The sequence below is a fragment of the Geodermatophilus sp. SYSU D01186 genome (genome assembly GCF_054050215.1).
On the sequence record NZ_JBJGYW010000001.1, the window covers coordinates 170,839 to 189,567 of the forward strand.

Below are 18,729 nucleotides of genomic sequence, written 5' to 3' on the forward strand. Positions count from 1 at the left end.
CACGTGCTGATCCCACGGCGCGTCAAGCACCGCAAGCAGCACCACCCGAGCCGTTCGGGTCGTGCCAAGGGCGGCACCGAGATCAACTTCGGTGAGTACGCCATCCAGGCCCTCGAGCCGGCGTACGTGACCAACCGGCAGATCGAGTCCGCTCGTATCGCCATGACCCGGCACATCCGTCGTGGCGGGAAGGTCTGGATCTCGATCTACCCGGACCGTCCCCTCACCAAGAAGCCGGCCGAGACCCGCATGGGTTCCGGTAAGGGCTCGCCCGAGTGGTGGGTCGCCAACGTGAAGCCGGGCCGGATCATGTTCGAGCTGTCCGGCGTCGCCGAGCCCGTGGCCCGCGAGGCCATGCGCCGCGCGATCCACAAGCTGCCGATGAAGTGCCGCTTCATCACTCGTGAAGGAGAGGTGTGATGGCCGCCGGTCTGACCGCTCCCGAGCTGCGCGAGCTGTCTGCGGACGAGCTCGCCTCGCGGCTGCGCGAGTCGAAGGAAGAACTGTTCAACCTGCGGTTCCAGGTGGCCACCGGCCAGCTGGACAACAACCGGCGGCTGCAGACCGTCCGCCGCGACATCGCCCGGATCTACACGATCATGCGCGAGCGCGAGCTGGGCCTCTCGGTCGCCCCGAGTGAGGGTGTGGCATGAGCGAGCCCCAGTCGGCCACGACCGACAACACCGCCGCCGCGTCCGGGCCCGGCCTGGCCGGACGTGGCTACCGCAAGGTCCGCGAGGGCCTCGTGGTCAGCGACAAGATGGACAAGACGATCGTCGTCGAGGTCGAGGACCGCGTGAAGCACGGCCTCTACGGCAAGGTCATCCGTCGCACCAGCAAGCTGAAGGCGCACGACGAGCAGCAGGTCGCCGGCATCGGTGACCGCGTGCAGATCATGGAGACCCGGCCGACGTCGGCCACCAAGCGGTGGCGGCTGGTCGAGGTCCTCGAGAAGGCCAAGTAAGACCGCGGGGGCCTGCCGGCCTCCGTGTGCCAGGCGGCCCTCCGGGGCCGGTCCAGGAGCAGGTACTCTGGACGACTGGCGCGCCCCACGGGTGCGCGCCCATCCCGGTACTCGTGCTCGGACGCACCGGCGGCAGAAACGCTGCCGGTGCGTCCGCACGTGGGTGCCGGACAGCCGGTTCACCGTTCCGGCCCGGCTGTCACCACTGAGATTTGGGAGTAGGACGTGATCCAGCAGGAGTCGCGACTGCGGGTCGCCGACAACACCGGTGCAAAGGAGATCCTCTGCATCCGTGTGCTCGGCGGATCCGGGCGACGCTACGCGGGCATCGGCGACATCATCGTCGCCACCGTCAAGGACGCCCTGCCCGGCGCCGGCGTGAAGCGGGGTGACGTGGTCAAGGCCGTCGTCGTCCGCACCGTGAAGGAGCGTCGTCGTCCGGACGGCTCCTACATCCGCTTCGACGAGAACGCCGCGGTCATCATCCGCGACAGCGGCGACCCGCGCGGTACGCGCATCTTCGGCCCGGTGGGCCGTGAGCTCCGCGACAAGCGCTTCATGCGGATCATCTCGCTCGCTCCGGAGGTGCTGTGATCATGGCGGACAAGACGCCGTCGATGAAGGTCAAGAAGGGCGACACCGTCGTCGTGCTGTCCGGCAAGGACAAGGGCGCGAAGGGCCGGGTCATCGCCGCCTACCCGAAGGACCAGAAGGTCCTCGTGGAGGGCGTGGGCCGGGTCAAGAAGCACACCCGGATCAGCTCCAACCAGCGCGGTGCCCAGTCGGGCGGGATCGTCACGCAGGAGGCTCGCATCCACGTGAGCAACGTGATGGTGCTCGACTCCGAGGAGAAGCCGACCCGGGTCGGTTACCGCAAGGACGAGGAAGGCCGCAGCATCCGGGTCTCGCGGCGCACCGGTAAGGACCTCTGACCCCATGAGTGCACCCACCCGTGAGCTGCCCCGCATGCTCGCCCACTACCGCGAGCAGATCGCCCCGGCGCTGCAGTCGCAGTTCAACTTCGACAACGTCATGCAGATCCCGCGGCTGACGAAGATCGTGGTCAACATGGGCGTCGGCGAGGCGACCCGTGACGCGAAGCTGATGGACGGCGCGGTCCGCGACCTCACCGCCATCACCGGTCAGAAGCCGGCCGTCGTCCGCGCCCGCAAGTCCATCGCGCAGTTCAAGCTCCGCGAGGGCATGCCGATCGGCGCCAAGGTCACCCTCCGTGGCGACCGCATGTGGGAGTTCCTGGACCGGCTGCTGTCGCTGGCCCTGCCCCGCATCCGTGACTTCCGCGGGCTCAACGCCAAGCAGTTCGACGGTCACGGCAACTACACGTTCGGCCTGACCGAGCAGTCGATGTTCCGCGAGATCGACGTCGACAAGATCGACCGTCCGCGCGGCATGGACATCACGCTGGTCACCACCGCCACGAACGACGAGGAGGGTCGCGAGCTCCTCCGCCTGCTGGGCTTCCCGTTCGCCGGCCAGCCCGTCGTGACCACCACCCGCTGAGCCGGGGCGAGGAGACACTCAGATGGCCAAGAAGGCGCTGATCAACAAGGCGGCCCGCAAGCCCAAGTTCGCGGTCCGCGGGTACACCCGGTGCCAGCGGTGCGGTCGCCCGCACTCGGTGTTCCGCAAGTTCGGCCTGTGCCGGATCTGCCTCCGGGAGATGGCCCACGCCGGCGAGCTCCCGGGCGTCAGCAAGTCCAGCTGGTGAAGGCTCCCGCTGCCCCCACGCCTCGCAAGCTCGGCGCGGGACCCGGCAGCGGGGCCGTTCCAGCACCTCACCAACAGAGCACCACCGATCGCCGAGAGGCCCACGCGCGAGCGCGTGAGGAACCGCGGCGAGAGAGGCACCACACCCCATGACGATGACCGACCCGATCGCGGACATGCTCACGCGGATCCGGAACGCCAACCAGGCGTACCACGACTCCACGACCATGCCGTCGTCGAAGCTGAAGACGCACATCGCCGAGATCCTCCAGCAGGAGGGCTACATCGCCGGCTGGACCGTCAACGAGGTCGAGAAGGACGGCACCACCCGCAAGGAGCTGGTCGTCGACCTCAAGTACGGCCCCAACCGTGAGCGGAGCATCGCCGGCGTCCGGCGCGTCTCCAAGCCCGGTCTGCGGGTGTACGCCAAGTCCAACGCGCTGCCCAAGGTGCTCGGCGGCCTCGGGGTGGCCATCATCTCCACCTCGACCGGGCTGCTCACCGACCGGCAGGCGAACAAGAAGGGCGTGGGCGGGGAAGTCCTCGCCTACGTCTGGTAAGGGAGCGAGAAGATGTCACGGATCGGACGACTCCCGATTCCCGTGCCCGGTGGCGTGGACGTCTCCGTCGACGGTCAGACGGTCAGCGTGAAGGGCCCCAAGGGCTCGCTGACCCACACCGTCGCGGCGCCGATCACCGTCGAGCGCGGCGAGGACGGCACGCTCAGCGTGCAGCGCCCCAACGACGAGCGGGAGAGCCGGGCCCTGCACGGGCTGTCGCGCACCCTGATCGCCAACATGATCACCGGCGTCACCGAGGGGTACACCAAGACCCTCGAGATCGTCGGCGTCGGCTACCGCGTCGCGGCCAAGGGCTCGGACCTCGAGTTCGCCCTCGGCTACAGCCACCCGGTGCCGGTCAAGGCCCCGGAGGGCATCACCTTCACCGTCGAGTCGCCGACCCGCATCCGGGTCGCCGGCATCGACAAGCAGCAGGTGGGCCAGGTCGCGGCCAACATCCGCAAGCTGCGCCGCCCCGACCCGTACAAGGGCAAGGGCGTGCGCTACCAGGGCGAGGTCGTCAAGCGCAAGGTCGGGAAGACGGGTAAGTGATGGCACAGACCGAGAAGGCTGCCGCTCGGGTGCACAAGCCCGTCGGCACCGACATCAGCACCGCACGGCGGGTCTCCCGCCTGCGCCGGCACAACCGGCTGCGCAAGCGGGTCTCGGGCACGCCGGAGCGCCCGCGCCTGGTGGTCCACCGCAGCTCGCGGCACATCCACGTCCAGGTGGTCGACGACACCGTCGGCCGTACCCTGGTCAGCGCCTCGACCCTGGACCCGAGCCTGCGCGGCGCCGAGGGCGACAAGTCCTCGCTGGCCCGTCAGGTGGGGGCCCTGGTCGCCGAGCGCGCCAAGGCCGCCGGCATCGCGGCGGTCGTCTTCGACCGCGGCGGCAACCGCTACCACGGCCGCATCGCGGCGCTGGCGGACGGCGCCCGCGAGGGCGGTCTGGACTTCTGATGAGCTACACCGCGAACGAGCAGATCGAGAGGGACGTCTGATGCCAGGACCACAGCGACGCGGCGGCGGCGCCGGCGGCGGTAACGACCGCCGCGACCGTCGTGACGGCGGGCGGGGGCCCGGCGGCGCGCCTGCCGAGAAGAGCAACTTCATCGAGCGCGTGGTGGCCATCAACCGCGTGTCCAAGGTCGTCAAGGGCGGTCGGCGCTTCAGCTTCACCGCCCTGGTGATCGTGGGCGACGGCGATGGCACCGTGGGCGTCGGCTACGGCAAGGCCAAGGAGGTGCCCGCGGCGATCGCCAAGGGCGTCGAGGAGGCCAAGAAGCACTTCTACAAGGTGCCGCGCATCGCCAGCACCATCCCGCACCCCGTGCAGGGTGAGGCGGCTGCCGGTGTCGTGCTGCTCAAGCCGGCCAGCCCGGGTACCGGTGTCATCGCCGGTGGTCCGGTGCGCGCCGTCCTCGAGTGCGCCGGCATCCACGACGTGCTGTCCAAGAGCCTCGGGTCCTCCAACCCGATCAACATCGTGCACGCCACGATGCAGGCGCTGAAGGACCTCGTCCGTCCCGAGGAGATCGCGGCCCGCCGCGGTCTGCCCCTGGAGGACGTCGCTCCCGCGGCCATGCTGCGTGCCCGTGCGGGCCAGGGGGTCTGACATGGCGCAGCTGAAGGTCACCCAGATCCGGTCCGCGATCGGGACCAAGCCGAACCAGCGTCAGACGCTGCGTTCGCTGGGTCTGAAGAAGATCCACGACTCGGTCGTGCAGGAGGACCGTCCCGAGATCCGCGGGATGGTCGCGACGGTGCCGCACCTGGTCACCGTCGAAGAGATCAGCTGAACCGCGGCTGAGTAGGGACATCTCATGACTCTCAAGGTCCACCACCTGCGTCCGGCCCCGGGCGCCCACACCGCCAAGACCCGCGTGGGTCGCGGTGAGGGCTCGAAGGGCAAGACCGCCGGTCGCGGCACGAAGGGCACCGGCGCGCGGGGCAACACCTCCGCGCGGTTCGAGGGTGGGCAGACCCCGCTGCACATGCGGCTGCCTAAGCTCTCGGGCTTCAAGAACCCGAACAAGGTCGTGTTCCAGGTCGTCAACCTCGACCGGATCGCGGCGCTGTTCCCCCAGGGCGGCTCGGTCAACCCCGACACCCTCGCCGAGGCCGGCGCCGTGCGCCGTGGCCAGCCGGTGAAGGTGCTGGGCACCGGCGACCTGGGTGGCGTCGAGGTGCACGTGCACGCGCACGCGTTCTCGTCGTCCGCCGCCGAGAAGATCAGCGCGGCCGGGGGCAGCACCACCCGCATCTGACGGCCGATGACCCCCGGGGTGCGTCTCTCCGCGAGACGCCCCCGGGGGTCGTCTGCTGCCCGGCCACGGCGCCGCAGCGCCGGGCCACGACAGGGCGGGGCGGCGCACGGCGCCCCGCAGGGACGGGTCCTCGGCCGGTCCCGTTCCACTCGTTGCTAACCTCATCCGACCGAGTAGGGGAGGGCACGTGCTGCAGGCGTTCGCCGCGGCGTTCCGGACGCCAGACCTCCGGCGCAAGCTGCTGTTCTCCCTGGCGATCATCGCCGTCTACCGGCTGGGCGCCCAGGTGCCGGGGCCAGGGGTCTCCGTGGCGGCGATCAACAGCTGCCTCGAGCAGGCGCAGGCCTCCGACCAGCGGGACCTCTACTCGCTGGTCAACCTCTTCTCCGGCGGCGCGCTGCTGAGGCTGTCGATCTTCGCGCTCGGGATCATGCCGTACATCACGGCGAGCATCATCGTCCAGCTGCTGGTCGTGGTCATCCCGCGCTTCGAGCAGCTGAAGAAGGAAGGGCAGTCGGGTCAGGCCAAGCTGACCCAGTACACCCGCTACCTCACCATCGCCCTGGCGATCCTGCAGAGCACCGGCGTCATCGCCCTGGGCCGCAGCGGTCAGCTGTTCCCCAACTGCTCGCAGAACATCATCCCGTCGGACTCCATCTGGACGACGGTCGTGCTGGTCATCTCGATGACCGCCGGTACCGCCGTCATCATGTGGCTCGGCGAGCTGCTGACAGAGAAGGGGATCGGCAACGGCATGTCCGTGCTGATCTTCACCTCGATCGCGGCCCGCATCCCCGCCGAGGGCGGCGCGATCCTGCAGACCCGCGGCGGCTTCGTCTTCGCGCTGGTCTGCCTGCTGGCCGTCGTGATCATCACGTCGGTTGTCTACGTCGAGCAGGCACAGCGCCGGATCCCGGTCCAGTACGCCAAGCGCATGGTCGGTCGCCGCATGTACGGCGGGACGTCGACCTACCTGCCGCTGAAGGTGAACCAGGCCGGCGTCATCCCCGTCATCTTCGCGTCGTCGCTGCTCTACCTGCCCCAGCTGATCACCCAGCTGCAGGGCGACGAGACCGGTCCGGTGCGGCGGTTCTTCGAGAACTACGTCATCGACCAGAGCAGCCCCGTCCACATCGCCGTCTACTTCGGCCTCATCGTGTTCTTCACGTACTTCTACGTGTCGATCACGTTCAACCCGGAGGAGCGGGCCGAGGACATGAAGCGCTACGGCGGCTTCATCCCCGGCATCCGTCCGGGCCGGCCGACCGCGGAGTACCTGCAGTACGTGCTGTCCCGGATCACCCTGCCCGGGTCGATCTACCTGGGCCTGGTGGCGGTGTTGCCCAACCTGTTCCTCTCGCTGACGCAGGAGGGGCAGAACCAGAACTTCCCGTTCGGCGGGACCGCGGTGCTGATCATGGTGGGAGTGGGGTTGGAGACGGTGAAGCAGATCGAGACGCAACTCAACCAGCGCAACTACGAAGGGTTCCTGAAGTAGTGCGCGTCGTGCTGCTCGGCCCTCCGGGCGCGGGCAAGGGCACCCAGGCGCAGATCATCGCCGACCGTCTCGGCGTCCCGGCGATCTCGACCGGGGACATCTTCCGGGCCAACGTCAGCGGGCAGACCGAGCTGGGCCTGCAGGCGAAGGTGTTCATGGACGCCGGGGACCTGGTGCCCGACGAGGTGACCGTGGCCATGGTCCGGGACCGGCTGGCCGAGCCCGACGCCAAGGGCGGTTTCCTGCTCGACGGCTTCCCGCGCACCATCCCCCAGGCCGAGCAGCTGCGCTCCTCCCTCCAGGACCTCGGGCACGGGCTGGACCGCGTGCTGGAACTCGTCGTCGAGGAGGAGGAGCTGGTGCGCCGGCTCTCCGGCCGGCGGATGCTGGTCGACGGGGAGTGGGTGCAGCGCGAGGACGACAAGCCGGAGACAGTGCGGCACCGGCTGCAGGTGTACCGGGAACAGACCGAGCCGCTGTCGGGGTTCTACGAGGCCGAGGGGCTGCTCACGCGGATCGACGCCATCGGGGCGGTCGAGGAGGTCACCGAGCGGGCCATGCGCGCGCTCGGGCAGGCCGGCGGCGACGGGCAGCCGGACGTGCCGACCGGGCAGCCCACCGCGGGCTGAGGACGGCGGCGCAGATGACGGCCGCCGGACTCCTCGGCCGGCTCCCGCTGCTGGCGAAGTGGAGTGGACGGATGATCCAGATCAAGACCCCGCACGAGATCGAGCTGATGCGGGCCGCGGGCCTGGTCGTGGCCGGCGCGATCGCCGCGGTCAAGGCTGCGGTCCGGCCCGGTGTCACCACCGGTGAGCTGGACGCCATCGCCGAGGACCACATCCGCACGGCCGGCGCCATCCCGTCGTTCCTGGGCTACCACGGCTTCACGGGCAGCATCTGCGCGTCGATCAACGACGAGATCGTGCACGGCATCCCGAACGAGGACCGCGCGCTCGCCCTGGGCGACAACATCTCGATCGACTGCGGCGCGATCCTCCAGGGCTGGCACGGGGACTCCGCGGTCACCGTGACGGTGGGGGAGCCCTCCGCCGAGGACGCCGCGCTGATCGCCGTCACCGAGCGCTCGATGTGGGCCGGCCTCGCGCGGGCGCTGGCCGGCGGCCGGCTGACCGACATCAGCCACGCCGTCGAGGAGGCGATCACCAGCGAGCAGCACTCGTACGGGATCGTCGACCACTACGGCGGCCACGGCATCGGCACCGAGATGCACCAGGACCCGCACGTGCTCAACTACGGCCGTGCCGGGCGCGGGCCGAAGCTGGTGCCCGGGCTGGCGCTGGCGATCGAGCCCATGGTCACCGTGGGCGATCCGGCCACCGTCGAGCTCGAGGACGGCTGGACCGTGGTCACCAAGGACGGGTCGCGTGCGGCCCACTTCGAGCACACCGTCGCCATCACCCCCGAGGGGCCCTGGGTCCTGACGGCGGAGGACGGCGGCGTCGCGGGCCTGGCCCCCTTCGGGATCACGCCCCGCACCTGAGATCGCCGTCTGCGGCAGCGTTCCAGCCTCCCGGATCACACGGAGCCGGGTTGGAGAGGCGCGCCGGAGCGGGGTACAGTGAACGACGGCGTTCGCGCCGTCCTGTCGTCGTGCTGTGGCCGCATGACCCAGGGCGCCCTCGCGGGGACGTCTGCACCACCTGTTCTGCAAACAAGCCGAGTGTGACCGCCGGGCTCCGGCGTGGTCGCGCGAGGACCATCAGCACCACCGAGTACGGGAGGCCGTGTAGGGCATGGCGAAGAAGGACGGGGCCATCGAGGTCGAGGGTCGCGTCGTCGAGCCGCTGCCCAACGCGATGTTCCGGGTCGAGTTGCAGAACGGGCACCGGGTGCTCGCCCACATCAGCGGCAAGATGCGGCAGCACTACATCCGCATCCTGCCCGAGGACCGCGTGGTCGTGGAGCTCTCGCCCTACGACCTGACCCGCGGTCGCATCGTCTACCGGTACAAGTAACCGCCGCTGCGCGCCGCCCCATCGGGGGCCGGTGCGTCCGGCGCACGATCGACAGGAATGAGGGGCGGCACCGGTGAAGGTCCAGCCGTCGGTGAAGAAGATCTGCGACAAGTGCAAGGTGATCCGCCGGCACGGCCGGGTCATGGTCATCTGCGACAACGCCCGCCACAAGCAGCGGCAGGGCTGAGGGAGTACCTGGACATGGCACGACTGGCCGGCGTCGACCTCCCCCGCGAGAAGCGGATGGAGATCGCGCTCACCTACATCTACGGCATCGGCAAGGCCCACGCGAAGGAGACCCTGGCCGCGACGGGCGTCAGCCCCGACCTGCGCGCCAAGGACCTCACCGACGAGGACCTGCTGAAGCTGCGTGACTACATCGACGAGCACTTCCGCGTCGAGGGTGACCTGCGCCGCGAGGTGGCCGCCGACATCCGCCGCAAGGTGGAGATCGGCTGCTACCAGGGCCTGCGTCACCGCCGCGGACTGCCCGTCCACGGTCAGCGCACCCGCACCAACGCGCGCTCGAGCAAGGGCCCGCGCAAGACCATCGCCGGCAAGAAGAAGGCCGGCAAGAAGTAAGCCGCAGTGCGCGCCGTCGTGGCGACCCGTGAGGGCGGGAACGGCGGCGCGCACCGCGCGCGCATCTGGCCACTGAACTGAAGGAAACCGGAGAGACATGCCTCCCAGGGCTCGCACTGCGGCTGGTGCCAAGAAGGTCCGCCGCAAGGAGAAGAAGAACGTCGCCCACGGCGCCGCGCACATCAAGAGCACGTTCAACAACACGATCGTGTCGATCACGGACCCGACGGGCAACGTGATCAGCTGGGCCTCCGCCGGCCACGTCGGCTTCAAGGGGTCGCGCAAGTCCACCCCGTTCGCCGCGCAGATGGCGGCGGAGAACGCCGCGCGCAAGGCGCAGGAGCACGGCATGCGCAAGGTCGACGTCTTCGTCAAGGGCCCGGGTTCCGGCCGCGAGACCGCCATCCGGTCCCTGCAGGCCACCGGCCTCGAGGTGGGCCAGATCCAGGACGTGACGCCGCAGCCGCACAACGGCTGCCGCCCCAAGAAGCGCCGCCGGGTCTGACCGGCCACCGACGAGAGCGAAGGTAGAGAAACGTGGCCCGTTACACCGGAGCCGACTGCCGCATGTGCCGGCGCGAGAAGATGAAGCTGTTCCTCAAGGGCAGCAAGTGCGAGTCCCCGAAGTGCCCGATCGAGATCCGGCCCTACCCGCCGGGCGAGCACGGCCGGGGCCGCAGCAAGGACAGCGAGTACCTCCTGCAGCTGCGTGAGAAGCAGAAGGCCCGCCGCATCTACGGCGTGCTGGAGAAGCAGTTCCGCGGCTACTACGAAGAGGCGAACAAGAAGTCGGGCAAGACCGGTGAGGTCCTGCTGCAGATCCTCGAGTCGCGCCTGGACAACGTGGTCTACCGGGCCGGCTTCGCCGAGTCCCGCGACATGGCCCGCCAGCTGGTCCGCCACGGTCACATCCGGGTGAACGGCCGCAAGGTCGACATCCCGTCGTACCGCGTGAGCGCCAACGACATCATCGAGGTCGCCGAGAAGTCGCGGCGGATGCTGCCCTTCGAGGTCGCCCAGGCCCGTGCCGGCGAGCGCCCCGTGCCGCCGTGGCTGGAGGTCATCAGCAGCCAGCTGCGCGTGCTCGTGCACAGCGTCCCGGCCCGTCAGGTGATCGACACCCCGGTCCAGGAGCAGCTGATCGTGGAGCTCTACTCCAAGTAAGCAGGAGGACCCCCTGCCCCTCCGCTCGCGGAGGGACCCTGCAGGGGGCCGACGGCCCCGGCGGGCGGACCGATGTCCGCCGGGGCCTGCACCACCCCCCTCACGGCGTCATATGGCGGGCGCCGGAGGATCCAGAGGAGAACACCCATGCTCATCGCACAGCGCCCGACGCTGACCGAGGAGACCCTCTCCGAGCAGCGCTCGCGGTTCGTCATCGAGCCGCTCGAGCCCGGCTTCGGCTACACCCTCGGCAACTCCCTGCGCCGCACCCTCCTGTCCTCCATCCCCGGCGCTGCTGTCACCAGCATCCGGATCGAGGGCACCCTGCACGAGTTCACCACCGTGCCCGGGGTCAAGGAGGACGTCACCGAGATCATCCTCAACCTCAAGGGCCTGGTCGTCAGCTCCGACTCCGACGAGCCGGTGACCATGTACCTGCGCAAGCAGGGTCCCGGTGAGGTCACCGCCGGCGACATCGCGCCCCCGGCCGGTGTCGAGGTGCACAACCCCGAGCTGCACATCGCCACCCTCAACGGCAAGGGCCGGCTCGAGATCGAGCTCGTCGTCGAGCGTGGCCGCGGCTACGTGCCGGCGCCGCAGAACAAGCAGCCGGGTCAGGAGATCGGCCGGATCCCCGTCGACTCGATCTACTCGCCGGTCCTCAAGGTGACCTACGCGGTCGAGGCGACCCGTGTCGAGCAGCGGACCGACTTCGACCGCCTGGTCGTCGACGTGGAGACCAAGCCGTCGATCGCCCCGCGCGACGCGATCGCCAGCGCCGGCTCCACCCTCGTCGAGCTGTTCGGCCTGCTGCGCGAGCTGAACATCGACGCCGAGGGCATCGAGGTCGGCCCCAGCCCGGCCGAGGCCGCCGACATCGCGAACTTCTCGATGCCGATCGAGGACATGGACCTCACCGTCCGGTCCTACAACTGCCTCAAGCGCGAGGGCGTGCACACCGTCGGTGAGCTCGTCACCCGTTCCGAGGCGGACCTGCTCGACATCCGCAACTTCGGGGCCAAGTCGATCGACGAGGTCAAGATGAAGCTGGCGGCCATGGGCCTGGCGCTCAAGGACAGCCCGCCCGGGTTCATCCCCACCTCGGTCGAGAGCTACGACGAGGGCTACGAGACCGACGCGTACCAGCAGCACGGCGAGTACGCCGAGGTCGAGTACAGCGACGGGTCCTACCAGGAGACCGAGCAGCTCTGAGCTGCGCAGCTGTCCGGGCCGGACGGCGGGGCGACCCGCCGTCCGGCGCCGTCGTCCGGGCAGCCACACTGAAGCGACGACAGCACCACGGATGATGCAGCCCGGCACCGACCGCCCGGCCGCCTGAGGAAGGACCGACATGCCCACCCCCACCAAGGGCCCCCGTCTCGGCGGGTCCCCCTCGCACGAGCGGCTGATGCTGGCCAACCTGGCCACGTCGCTGTTCGAGCACGGGCGGATCACCACCACCGAGACCAAGGCCAAGCGGCTGCGCCCGCTGGCCGAGAAGCTGGTCACCTTCGCCAAGCGCGGTGACCTGCACGCCCGTCGTCAGGTCATGACGACCATCCGGGACAAGGACGTCGTCCACACCCTGTTCGCGGAGATCGGGCCTCGCTTCGCGAACCGTCCCGGCGGCTACACCCGCATCACCAAGGTCGGTCCGCGCAAGGGCGACAACGCCCCCATGGCCGTCATCGAGCTGGTCGAGGGCCTGACCGTGGCCCAGGAGGCCGTCGGCGAGGCCGAGCGCGCCCGCGGCACCCGCTTCGCCTCCGGCGCCGGCGCGGCCGCCGCCTCCGGTGAGGTCACCGCCGACGCCCTCGAGGACGCCGACACCACCGCCGCCGAGACGACCGACGCCGGCACCACCGAGGCGACGGCGACCGACGCCGAGGCTCCCGCGGCCGACGGCGAGACCGCGGCGGACGGCGCGACCGTGGCCGACGAGGCCGTGGCCGAGGACGCCGAGTCCCCGGCCGACGCCGAGGGCACGGACGGCCCGAGGTGAGCGACCGGGCCGAGCCGGGCGAGGGCGGCAGCGCCGGCGCCTCCGGAGTGCCCGCCAGCGGCGGTGACCAGGGTGCGACGTTCGTGGGCGAGACCACCGGGCCCGGCGGGGACACCTCCCCGGCCGTGACCGGCGGCCAGGTCGACGACGAGGCGCAGCAGATCGTCAGCGACGTCTTCAGCCCCGACGGCGAGCGCCAGGACGACGGCGACGTCACCCGCGAGCCGACCGCCGAGAACGGCGTGGTCGTCGAGGGCGACAACGTGTCGCCCGACGTGGCCGACGCCGCGGCCGCCGAGGTCAACGCCGCCGAGCTCGGTGACGCCGCGACCGCGAGCCTGCAGGCGCCCGGCGGCGAGACCGCTCGCGACCCCGAGTGATCCGCTGAGCACTCCGTCCCGGGGTGCACAGACCCGCACCGTGCACGACACCGACGAGCCCGCCACCGTCCCCGGTGGCGGGCTCGTCCGTCTCCGGCTCCGGATCGCCTACGACGGCACCGCCCTCCACGGCTGGGCCCGTCAGCCGGCTCAGCGGACCGTCCAGGGCGACCTGGAGGCCGGGCTGACGACGGTGCTGCGCTGCCCCGTCGAGCTGACCGTCGCGGGGCGCACCGACGCCGGTGTGCACGCCACCGGGCAGGTGGCCCACGTCGACGTACCGCGATCGGCCTGGGCGCAGCAGCGGGAGCGGCTGGTCCGCCGGCTGAGGGGCGTCCTCCCGCCGGACATCGCCGTGCACGGGGTGGACGAGGCGCCGGCGGACTTCGACGCGCGCTTCGGTGCGCTTCGCCGGCACTACGTCTACCGGCTGACCGACGCCGACGCCGGTCCTCCGCCGCTGCGTCGGGCGGACACCGTGGGGTGGCCGCGCCGACTGGATGCCGACGCCATGCACCTGGCTGCCGGGCTGCTGCTCGGCGAGCACGACTTCGCCGCCTACTGCCGGCGCCGCGAGGGGGCGACGACCATCCGCACCCTGCTCGGGCTGTCGGTCGAGCGCGACGGCGACCTGGTCCTCGTGCGGGCGTCGGCCGACGCCTTCTGCCACTCGATGGTGCGCAGCCTCGTGGGCGCCCTGCTGGCGGTCGGGGAGGGGCGGCGCCCGCCGGAGTGGCCGGCCGGGCTGCTGACCCGGACGGAGCGGGCCAGCGAGGTCCCCGTGGCCCCGGCCGGCGGGCTCACCCTGGTCGCGGTGGACTACCCGCCCGACGCCGAGCTCGCCGCCCGCGCGCAGGTCACCCGCGCCCGCCGCGACTGAGGTCAGGGGATGCCGGCGACCGCCTCGGCGACCGGCGTCGTCCCGCTGACCAGCTCGACCACCGCGCCGTCCCGCGGGTCGTCCAGGAAGGCGAGCAGCACCGCGGCGACGTCGTCCCGTGGGACCTCGCCGTACTCGACGCCGTGGGCGAGGGTGACGTGGCCGGTGCCGGGGTCGTCGGTCAGCCGTCCCGGCCGGAGGACCACCGTCTCGAGGGCCGGGCGCGGCAGGATGGCGTCCTCCGCGGCCAGCTTGGCCTGCAGGTAGGTCGCGAAGACCGGGTCCATGCCCGGCGGCGTGCCCCGGCGGGCCTGCTCCACGCCCATCGAGGAGACGAGCAGGTAGCGGCGGACGCCGGCCCGCTCGGCGGCGTCCGCCAGGAGCAGCGCGGCGCCCTTGTCCACGGTGTGCTTGCGGGCAGCGCCGCTGCCCGGCCCGGCGCCCGCGGCGAAGACGACCGCGTCGGCCCCCTCGAGCACGCCGGCCACGTCGTCGACGGCAGCCTGCTCGAGGTCGAGGACCACCGGCTGCACGCCGTCCTGGCGCAGGTCGTCCTGGTGGCCGGGGTCGCGGACGATGCCGACCACGGTGTCGCCGCGGGCGGACAGCAGGCGGCCGAGGCGGCGGGCGACCTGCCCGTGGGCTCCGGCGATGGCGATGCGCATGGCGCGGGCCTACCCCCGGTGGCCTCGGCGCACCCGGGCCAGCCGGACGGCCGCGGCCCTGGCCTTCGCCAGGTCGGCGGGGGTGTCGCAGTCGGTCCACGGTGGCGGCTGCCCCGGCTGCACCGGTGGGTGCAGGCGGCGCACCGCCAGTGGGGCGAGGACCTTCCGCACCGACGTGGGGCCGGAGACGTCCGCGACCGCGGCGCGCAGCGCGTCGGTGCGCCACACGCCGAGCAGCAGCTGGTCGCGGTCGGTGTCGTCGACCACGAGGACCCCGTCGCCGGTCAGCCGCTCCCGCAGGGCCCGGATCAGCCCGGGCGTGAGGAAGGGCAGGTCGCCGGCGAGCAGGGCGACGACGCCGGTGGACACGGCGGCGAGCCCGGCGCGCATGGCCGCGACCGGGCCGCCACGGGGTGGCTCCTCCCGGACGACGACGACGCCGGGCGGCACCGGCTGCGGCGGGCCGACCACCACCCGCGGGTCGGCGTCGGCGACCGCGGCCAGCACCGCGGCGAGCATCGGGCGGCCGCCGACGTCCAGTTGCGGCTTGGCCTGGCCGCCCATCCGCGCCGCGCGGCCGCCGGCGAGGACGACGGCGGCGTACGGCGGCAGCGAGGACACACCGCGAACCGTAGGGGCCGCACGTGGGTACCGTCGCCCTCCGTGGGACGAGTCACGAGCCGGACGCCGGTGCTGCGGATCCGCGGCGCGGCGCGCACCACCCGCCCGGACACCGTGGCGGCCGAGGAGCCGCTGGAGATCCGGCTGTCGGGGACGCCGCTCGCGGTGACCATGCGCACGCCCGGGCACGACTTCGACCTGGTGCACGGCTTCCTGCTCACCGAGGGCGTCATCGGCAGCAGCGACGACGTGCTGGGCCTGCGCTACTGCGACTCGGTGGACGCCGAGGGCCGCAACACCTACAACATCGTCGACGTCGACCTGGCCCCCGGTGTGGCGGCGCCCGACACCGCGCTGGACCGCAACTTCTACACGTCCAGCTCCTGCGGGGTGTGCGGCAAGGCCAGCATCGACGCGATCCGCACGAGGACCCGGTACGACGTCGCCGGCGACGGCACGCGGCTGGCGCTGGAGACGCTGCTCGCGCTGCCCGACCGGTTGCGCGCGGCCCAGCAGGTGTTCGACAAGACCGGGGGGCTGCACGCCGCCGGCCTCTTCACCTCCGACGGCGAGCTGGTGGCCCTGCGCGAGGACGTCGGCCGGCACAACGCGGTCGACAAGGTCGTCGGGGACGCGGTGCGCTCGGGCGGCCTGCCGCTGGCCGGGCACGTGCTGATGGTCAGCGGCCGGGCCAGCTTCGAGCTGACCCAGAAGGCGGCGATGGCCGGCATCCCGGTGCTGGCCGCGGTCTCGGCGCCGTCGTCCCTGGCGGTGGAGCTGGCGGCCGACGTCGGGATCACCCTGGTCGGCTTCCTCCGCGGCGACGGCTGCAACGTCTACACCTGCACCGACCGGCTGGTCCTCCCGGAGTAGGAGAGCCGTCCGGCACGAGGCGGATGCCGCCCTGCGAGGCGGTGGACCGACGGCGGGCCCGGAGGCTTTCCGGCGGGTCGCCGGAGTGGGCTCAGCGCCGGTCGGGGACGGCACGTGGCCGCGGTGTCGTCCGGAGGAGGACGTCAGACGTGGTCGCCGCCGCGGAGCTGGCTGACCACGTGCGGAAGCAGCGGGCCGAGCACGGCGAGCCCGTCGCGCACCCCGCCGGTGGAGCCGGGGAGGTTGACGATGAGGGTCCGCCCGGCCGTGCCGGCCACACCGCGGGAGAGCACCGCCGTGGGCACCGCCGGCTCGCCGTACCGGCGCACGGCCTCGGCCAGGCCGGGTGCCTCGCGCTCCAGGACGGCGCGGGTCGCCTCCGGGGTGACGTCGGTGGGGGAGAGCCCCGTGCCGCCGGTGGTGAGGACGACGTCGGCGCCGGACGCGACCGCCTGGCGCAGCACCACCTCGAGCTCGGCGACGTCGTCGGGGCGCACGTGCGGGCCCTCCACGGCGAACCCCAGCGCGCGCAGTCCCTCGGCCAGCGCCTGCCCGCTGCGGTCCTCGTAGACCCCGGCGGCGGCCCGGTTGGACGCGGTGACGACGACGGCGCGGGCGCCCTCGGGGAGGGTCACCGCCGCCACTCGCCGCTCTTGCCGCCGGACTTCGCCAGCAGCCGGACGTCGGTGATCGACGCCCGCGGGTCGACGGCCTTGACCATGTCGATCACGGTGAGCCCGGCGACGGCGACCGAGGTGAGGGCCTCCATCTCGACGCCGGTGCGGTCGGCGGTGCGGGCGGTGGCGGTGATCTCCACGGCGTCGTCGGCGACGGTCACGTCGACGGTGACGCCGTGCAGGGCGATGGGGTGACACAGCGGCACGAGGTCCGGGGTGCGCTTGGCCCCGGCGATGCCGGCGATCCGCGCGACGGCGACGGCGTCACCCTTGGGCACACCGTCCCCGCGCAGCAGCGCGACCACCTCGGGGCTGACCAGGACCCGGCCGGCGGCGGTCGCCTCGCGGGCGGTGACCGGCTTCGCCGAGACGTCCACCATGCGGGCGGCCCCGGCGGCGTCCACGTGGGTCAGCCGCGCCTCGGCGAGGGGCGAGTGCACGCCGTCCTCGCGGGTCGGGTTGTCCGCCGTCGGGTCGATGCTGGCCGGGTCACCGGTCACTGGAGCGCTCCTTCGATCAGCACGACGTCCACCTGGGCGCCGGCGGGCAGTTCGGTGACGTCCTCGGGGACGACCACCAGGCAGTTGGCGCGGGCCAGGTGTGCCACCAGGTGCGACCCGGGCCCACCGACCTGGGAGACCCGGCCGGCGTCGTAGCGGCCGCGCAGGAACTGGCGGCGGCCGGCGGGGGAGCGCAGCGGCGCGGTGAGGGTGGCCGGTGCCCGCAGCCGGCCCGGGCTCACGTGGCCCAGCGCCCGGCGCAGCGCCGGCCGGACGAACACCTCGAAGGAGACGAAGGAGCTGACCGGGTTGCCGGGCAGGGTGACCACGGGGACGCCGTCGACGGTGCCGGCGCCTTGGGGCCCGCCGGGCTGCATGGCGACCTTGACGAACTCGACGGTGCCCAGGGCGCGGAAGGCGTCCTTGACCACCTCGTAGGCGCCGGCGCTGACCCCGCCGCTGGTGACGAGCAGGTCGGCGGTTGCCAGCTCGGCGCGGACGGTGGCGAGGAACTGGTCGACGTCGTCGGGGACGAAGTGCAGGCGCCGAGCTGTGCCGCCGGCGTCCTCCACCGCGGCGACCAGCAGCGCGGAGTTCGACTCGTAGATCTGGCCGGGCAGCAGCGGCGCCCCGGGTTCGACCAGCTCGCTGCCGGTGGAGAGCACCAGCACCCGCGGACGGCGGCGGACCCACACGGTGCGCGCCCCGACGGCGGCGGCCAGGCCCAGCTGGGCGGCGCCGAGCGCGGTCCCGGCGGTGAGCGCGACCGCGCCGGCGGCGATGTCCTCGCCCGCGGCGCGCAGGTGGGTGCCGGCCGCGGGCGCGTCCCGGATCTCCACGACGTCGATGCCGCCGTCGGTGAGCTCGACCGGGACGACGACGTCGGCACCCGCGGGCAGGGGCGCGCCGGTCATGATCCGCTGGACCGTGCCCACGGCGAGTGGGCGGACGTCCGTGCGCCCGGCGGGGATGTCGTCGGCCACCGGCAGCCGGACGGGGAGGACCGACACCTCCGACCAGCGCGCGGCGTAGCCGTCCATGGCGGAGTTGTCGAACCCCGGCAGCGCCACCCGGGCCGTCACGTCGCGGGCCAGCACGCGGTTGTGCGCGGCGGCGAGCTCGACCTCCTCCTCGGGCAGGGCGGGCAGCAGCGCCGCGACGACCGCCTGGTGTTCCTCGACCGTGCGCACGGGGCACATCCTGACCGATCCCCGCCGTACGTACCCGGGAGGGCGCCGCACGGGGTCCTCGAGGCCCTACGAGCGCTTCCCGGAGAACGGGTGGGGAGATCCCGCAGACCGACGACGTGGGGCCCGGTCAGTTGACCGGGGCCCACGTGCCCTGGCGTCGAGCCCGACGTCGACCCCAGCCGGTCGCAACCGGCTCA

At 72.2% G+C, this 18,729-nt stretch carries 31 protein-coding genes; 26 read left to right on the forward strand and 5 right to left on the reverse strand.

All coding sequences use genetic code 11. The features are described 5' to 3' along the window. Positions 1-3 precede the first annotated feature (3 nt). The 25 genes from rplP to truA all read left to right on the forward strand — a co-directional run bounded on the left by rplP (position 4) and on the right by truA (position 14,006). Entirely contained in the window at positions 4-420 is a 417-nt protein-coding gene (gene rplP / locus ACI784_RS00875; RefSeq protein WP_012950475.1) for a 50S ribosomal protein L16, read from the forward strand. Beyond that, positions 420-653, forward strand: a complete 234-nt coding sequence (gene rpmC, locus ACI784_RS00880; protein WP_014377985.1) for a 50S ribosomal protein L29 — start codon at positions 420-422, stop codon at positions 651-653. The genes rplP and rpmC overlap by 1 nt, the downstream gene beginning before the upstream one ends. Beyond that, positions 650-964 carry a 30S ribosomal protein S17 gene (gene rpsQ / locus ACI784_RS00885; protein ID WP_456922937.1) on the forward strand — a complete coding sequence of 105 codons (315 nt, stop codon included), beginning with the start codon at positions 650-652 and terminating at the stop codon, positions 962-964. The genes rpmC and rpsQ overlap by 4 nt, the downstream gene beginning before the upstream one ends. 225 nt (positions 965-1,189) lie before the next feature. Continuing rightward, positions 1,190-1,558, forward strand: coding sequence for a 50S ribosomal protein L14 (gene rplN / locus ACI784_RS00890; RefSeq protein WP_097205697.1), 369 nt, complete (start codon positions 1,190-1,192; stop codon positions 1,556-1,558). 2 nt (positions 1,559-1,560) lie between these two features. Then, the gene (gene rplX / locus ACI784_RS00895) at positions 1,561-1,896 is read left to right on the forward strand and encodes a 50S ribosomal protein L24 (RefSeq protein WP_456922938.1); all 336 of its coding nucleotides are present in this window, start codon (positions 1,561-1,563) and stop codon (positions 1,894-1,896) included. A 4-nt stretch (positions 1,897-1,900) separates the two neighbouring features. Continuing rightward, positions 1,901-2,485, forward strand: coding sequence for a 50S ribosomal protein L5 (gene rplE / locus ACI784_RS00900; RefSeq protein WP_456922939.1), 585 nt, complete (start codon positions 1,901-1,903; stop codon positions 2,483-2,485). A gap of 22 nt (positions 2,486-2,507) precedes the next feature. Beyond that, positions 2,508-2,693, forward strand: a complete 186-nt coding sequence (locus ACI784_RS00905; RefSeq protein WP_012950469.1) for a type Z 30S ribosomal protein S14 — start codon at positions 2,508-2,510, stop codon at positions 2,691-2,693. Positions 2,694-2,847: 154 nt separating this feature from the next. After that, entirely contained in the window at positions 2,848-3,252 is a 405-nt protein-coding gene (rpsH, locus tag ACI784_RS00910; RefSeq protein ID WP_448617472.1) for a 30S ribosomal protein S8, read from the forward strand. Positions 3,253-3,264: 12 nt separating this feature from the next. Further along, entirely contained in the window at positions 3,265-3,804 is a 540-nt protein-coding gene (gene rplF, locus ACI784_RS00915; protein WP_456922940.1) for a 50S ribosomal protein L6, read from the forward strand. Further along, on the forward strand, positions 3,804-4,214 hold the full coding sequence (gene rplR / locus ACI784_RS00920; RefSeq protein ID WP_456847915.1) for a 50S ribosomal protein L18: 411 nt from the start codon (positions 3,804-3,806) through the stop codon (positions 4,212-4,214). The genes rplF and rplR overlap by 1 nt, the downstream gene beginning before the upstream one ends. Positions 4,215-4,254: 40 nt before the next feature. Continuing rightward, on the forward strand, positions 4,255-4,869 hold the full coding sequence (gene rpsE, locus ACI784_RS00925) for a 30S ribosomal protein S5 (protein ID WP_072919083.1): 615 nt from the start codon (positions 4,255-4,257) through the stop codon (positions 4,867-4,869). Position 4,870: 1 nt separating this feature from the next. Further along, entirely contained in the window at positions 4,871-5,053 is a 183-nt protein-coding gene (gene rpmD / locus ACI784_RS00930; protein WP_456922941.1) for a 50S ribosomal protein L30, read from the forward strand. Positions 5,054-5,077: 24 nt separating this feature from the next. Further along, the gene (gene rplO / locus ACI784_RS00935) at positions 5,078-5,521 is read left to right on the forward strand and encodes a 50S ribosomal protein L15 (protein WP_456922942.1); all 444 of its coding nucleotides are present in this window, start codon (positions 5,078-5,080) and stop codon (positions 5,519-5,521) included. Positions 5,522-5,708: 187 nt separating this feature from the next. Next, positions 5,709-7,019 carry a preprotein translocase subunit SecY gene (secY, locus tag ACI784_RS00940; RefSeq protein WP_456922943.1) on the forward strand — a complete coding sequence of 437 codons (1,311 nt, stop codon included), beginning with the start codon at positions 5,709-5,711 and terminating at the stop codon, positions 7,017-7,019. Then, entirely contained in the window at positions 7,019-7,648 is a 630-nt protein-coding gene (locus ACI784_RS00945) for an adenylate kinase (RefSeq protein WP_457012260.1), read from the forward strand. Before secY ends, ACI784_RS00945 begins: the two co-directional genes overlap by 1 nt. 14 nt (positions 7,649-7,662) lie before the next feature. Further along, positions 7,663-8,523: a type I methionyl aminopeptidase gene (gene map / locus ACI784_RS00950; protein ID WP_456922945.1), complete on the forward strand. Its 861-nt coding sequence runs from the start codon at positions 7,663-7,665 to the stop codon at positions 8,521-8,523. Between the two features lie 253 nt (positions 8,524-8,776). Continuing rightward, entirely contained in the window at positions 8,777-8,998 is a 222-nt protein-coding gene (infA, locus tag ACI784_RS00955; protein WP_012950459.1) for a translation initiation factor IF-1, read from the forward strand. Between the two features lie 73 nt (positions 8,999-9,071). Next, a complete protein-coding gene (gene rpmJ, locus ACI784_RS00960) occupies positions 9,072-9,185 on the forward strand; it encodes a 50S ribosomal protein L36 (RefSeq protein ID WP_012950458.1) in 114 nt (37 codons plus the stop codon). 14 nt (positions 9,186-9,199) lie between these two features. Continuing rightward, entirely contained in the window at positions 9,200-9,580 is a 381-nt protein-coding gene (rpsM, locus tag ACI784_RS00965; RefSeq protein ID WP_456922946.1) for a 30S ribosomal protein S13, read from the forward strand. Between the two features lie 97 nt (positions 9,581-9,677). After that, positions 9,678-10,085 carry a 30S ribosomal protein S11 gene (gene rpsK, locus ACI784_RS00970; protein WP_091380976.1) on the forward strand — a complete coding sequence of 136 codons (408 nt, stop codon included), beginning with the start codon at positions 9,678-9,680 and terminating at the stop codon, positions 10,083-10,085. Between the two features lie 32 nt (positions 10,086-10,117). After that, complete coding sequence (rpsD, locus tag ACI784_RS00975; RefSeq protein WP_091213385.1) at positions 10,118-10,744, forward strand: 30S ribosomal protein S4; 627 nt, start codon at positions 10,118-10,120, stop codon at positions 10,742-10,744. A gap of 147 nt (positions 10,745-10,891) precedes the next feature. Next, positions 10,892-11,956, forward strand: coding sequence for a DNA-directed RNA polymerase subunit alpha (locus ACI784_RS00980; protein WP_456922948.1), 1,065 nt, complete (start codon positions 10,892-10,894; stop codon positions 11,954-11,956). Between the two features lie 139 nt (positions 11,957-12,095). Beyond that, the gene (gene rplQ / locus ACI784_RS00985) at positions 12,096-12,746 is read left to right on the forward strand and encodes a 50S ribosomal protein L17 (RefSeq protein WP_457012261.1); all 651 of its coding nucleotides are present in this window, start codon (positions 12,096-12,098) and stop codon (positions 12,744-12,746) included. Next, the gene (locus tag ACI784_RS00990) at positions 12,743-13,126 is read left to right on the forward strand and encodes a hypothetical protein (protein WP_456922950.1); all 384 of its coding nucleotides are present in this window, start codon (positions 12,743-12,745) and stop codon (positions 13,124-13,126) included. Before rplQ ends, ACI784_RS00990 begins: the two co-directional genes overlap by 4 nt. 40 nt (positions 13,127-13,166) lie before the next feature. Beyond that, positions 13,167-14,006: a tRNA pseudouridine(38-40) synthase TruA gene (gene truA, locus ACI784_RS00995; RefSeq protein WP_457012262.1), complete on the forward strand. Its 840-nt coding sequence runs from the start codon at positions 13,167-13,169 to the stop codon at positions 14,004-14,006. A 2-nt stretch (positions 14,007-14,008) separates the two neighbouring features. On the opposite strand, the gene ACI784_RS01000 is transcribed toward truA, so the two are convergent. Next, positions 14,009-14,671, reverse strand: coding sequence for an NAD(P)-binding oxidoreductase (locus ACI784_RS01000; RefSeq protein WP_457012263.1), 663 nt, complete (start codon positions 14,669-14,671; stop codon positions 14,009-14,011). A gap of 9 nt (positions 14,672-14,680) precedes the next feature. Then, positions 14,681-15,292 carry a molybdenum cofactor guanylyltransferase gene (gene mobA / locus ACI784_RS01005; RefSeq protein ID WP_457012264.1) on the reverse strand — a complete coding sequence of 204 codons (612 nt, stop codon included), beginning with the start codon at positions 15,290-15,292 and terminating at the stop codon, positions 14,681-14,683. 42 nt (positions 15,293-15,334) lie between these two features. Here mobA and fdhD point away from each other — a divergent pair, with 42 nt between their 5' ends. After that, positions 15,335-16,165, forward strand: a complete 831-nt coding sequence (gene fdhD, locus ACI784_RS01010) for a formate dehydrogenase accessory sulfurtransferase FdhD (protein ID WP_457012265.1) — start codon at positions 15,335-15,337, stop codon at positions 16,163-16,165. A gap of 143 nt (positions 16,166-16,308) precedes the next feature. Here fdhD and ACI784_RS01015 read toward each other — a convergent pair whose 3' ends face one another. Genes ACI784_RS01015 through moeA form a run of 3 tightly spaced genes read right to left on the reverse strand, consistent with a single transcriptional unit; the run spans position 16,309 to position 18,532 of the window. Beyond that, a complete protein-coding gene (locus ACI784_RS01015) occupies positions 16,309-16,800 on the reverse strand; it encodes a MogA/MoaB family molybdenum cofactor biosynthesis protein (protein ID WP_456922955.1) in 492 nt (163 codons plus the stop codon). Next, positions 16,797-17,342: a cyclic pyranopterin monophosphate synthase MoaC gene (moaC, locus tag ACI784_RS01020; RefSeq protein WP_457012266.1), complete on the reverse strand. Its 546-nt coding sequence runs from the start codon at positions 17,340-17,342 to the stop codon at positions 16,797-16,799. The genes ACI784_RS01015 and moaC overlap by 4 nt, the downstream gene beginning before the upstream one ends. After that, the gene (gene moeA / locus ACI784_RS01025; protein WP_457012267.1) at positions 17,339-18,532 is read right to left on the reverse strand and encodes a molybdopterin molybdotransferase MoeA; all 1,194 of its coding nucleotides are present in this window, start codon (positions 18,530-18,532) and stop codon (positions 17,339-17,341) included. The genes moaC and moeA overlap by 4 nt, the downstream gene beginning before the upstream one ends. Positions 18,533-18,729: the final 197 nt, after the last annotated feature.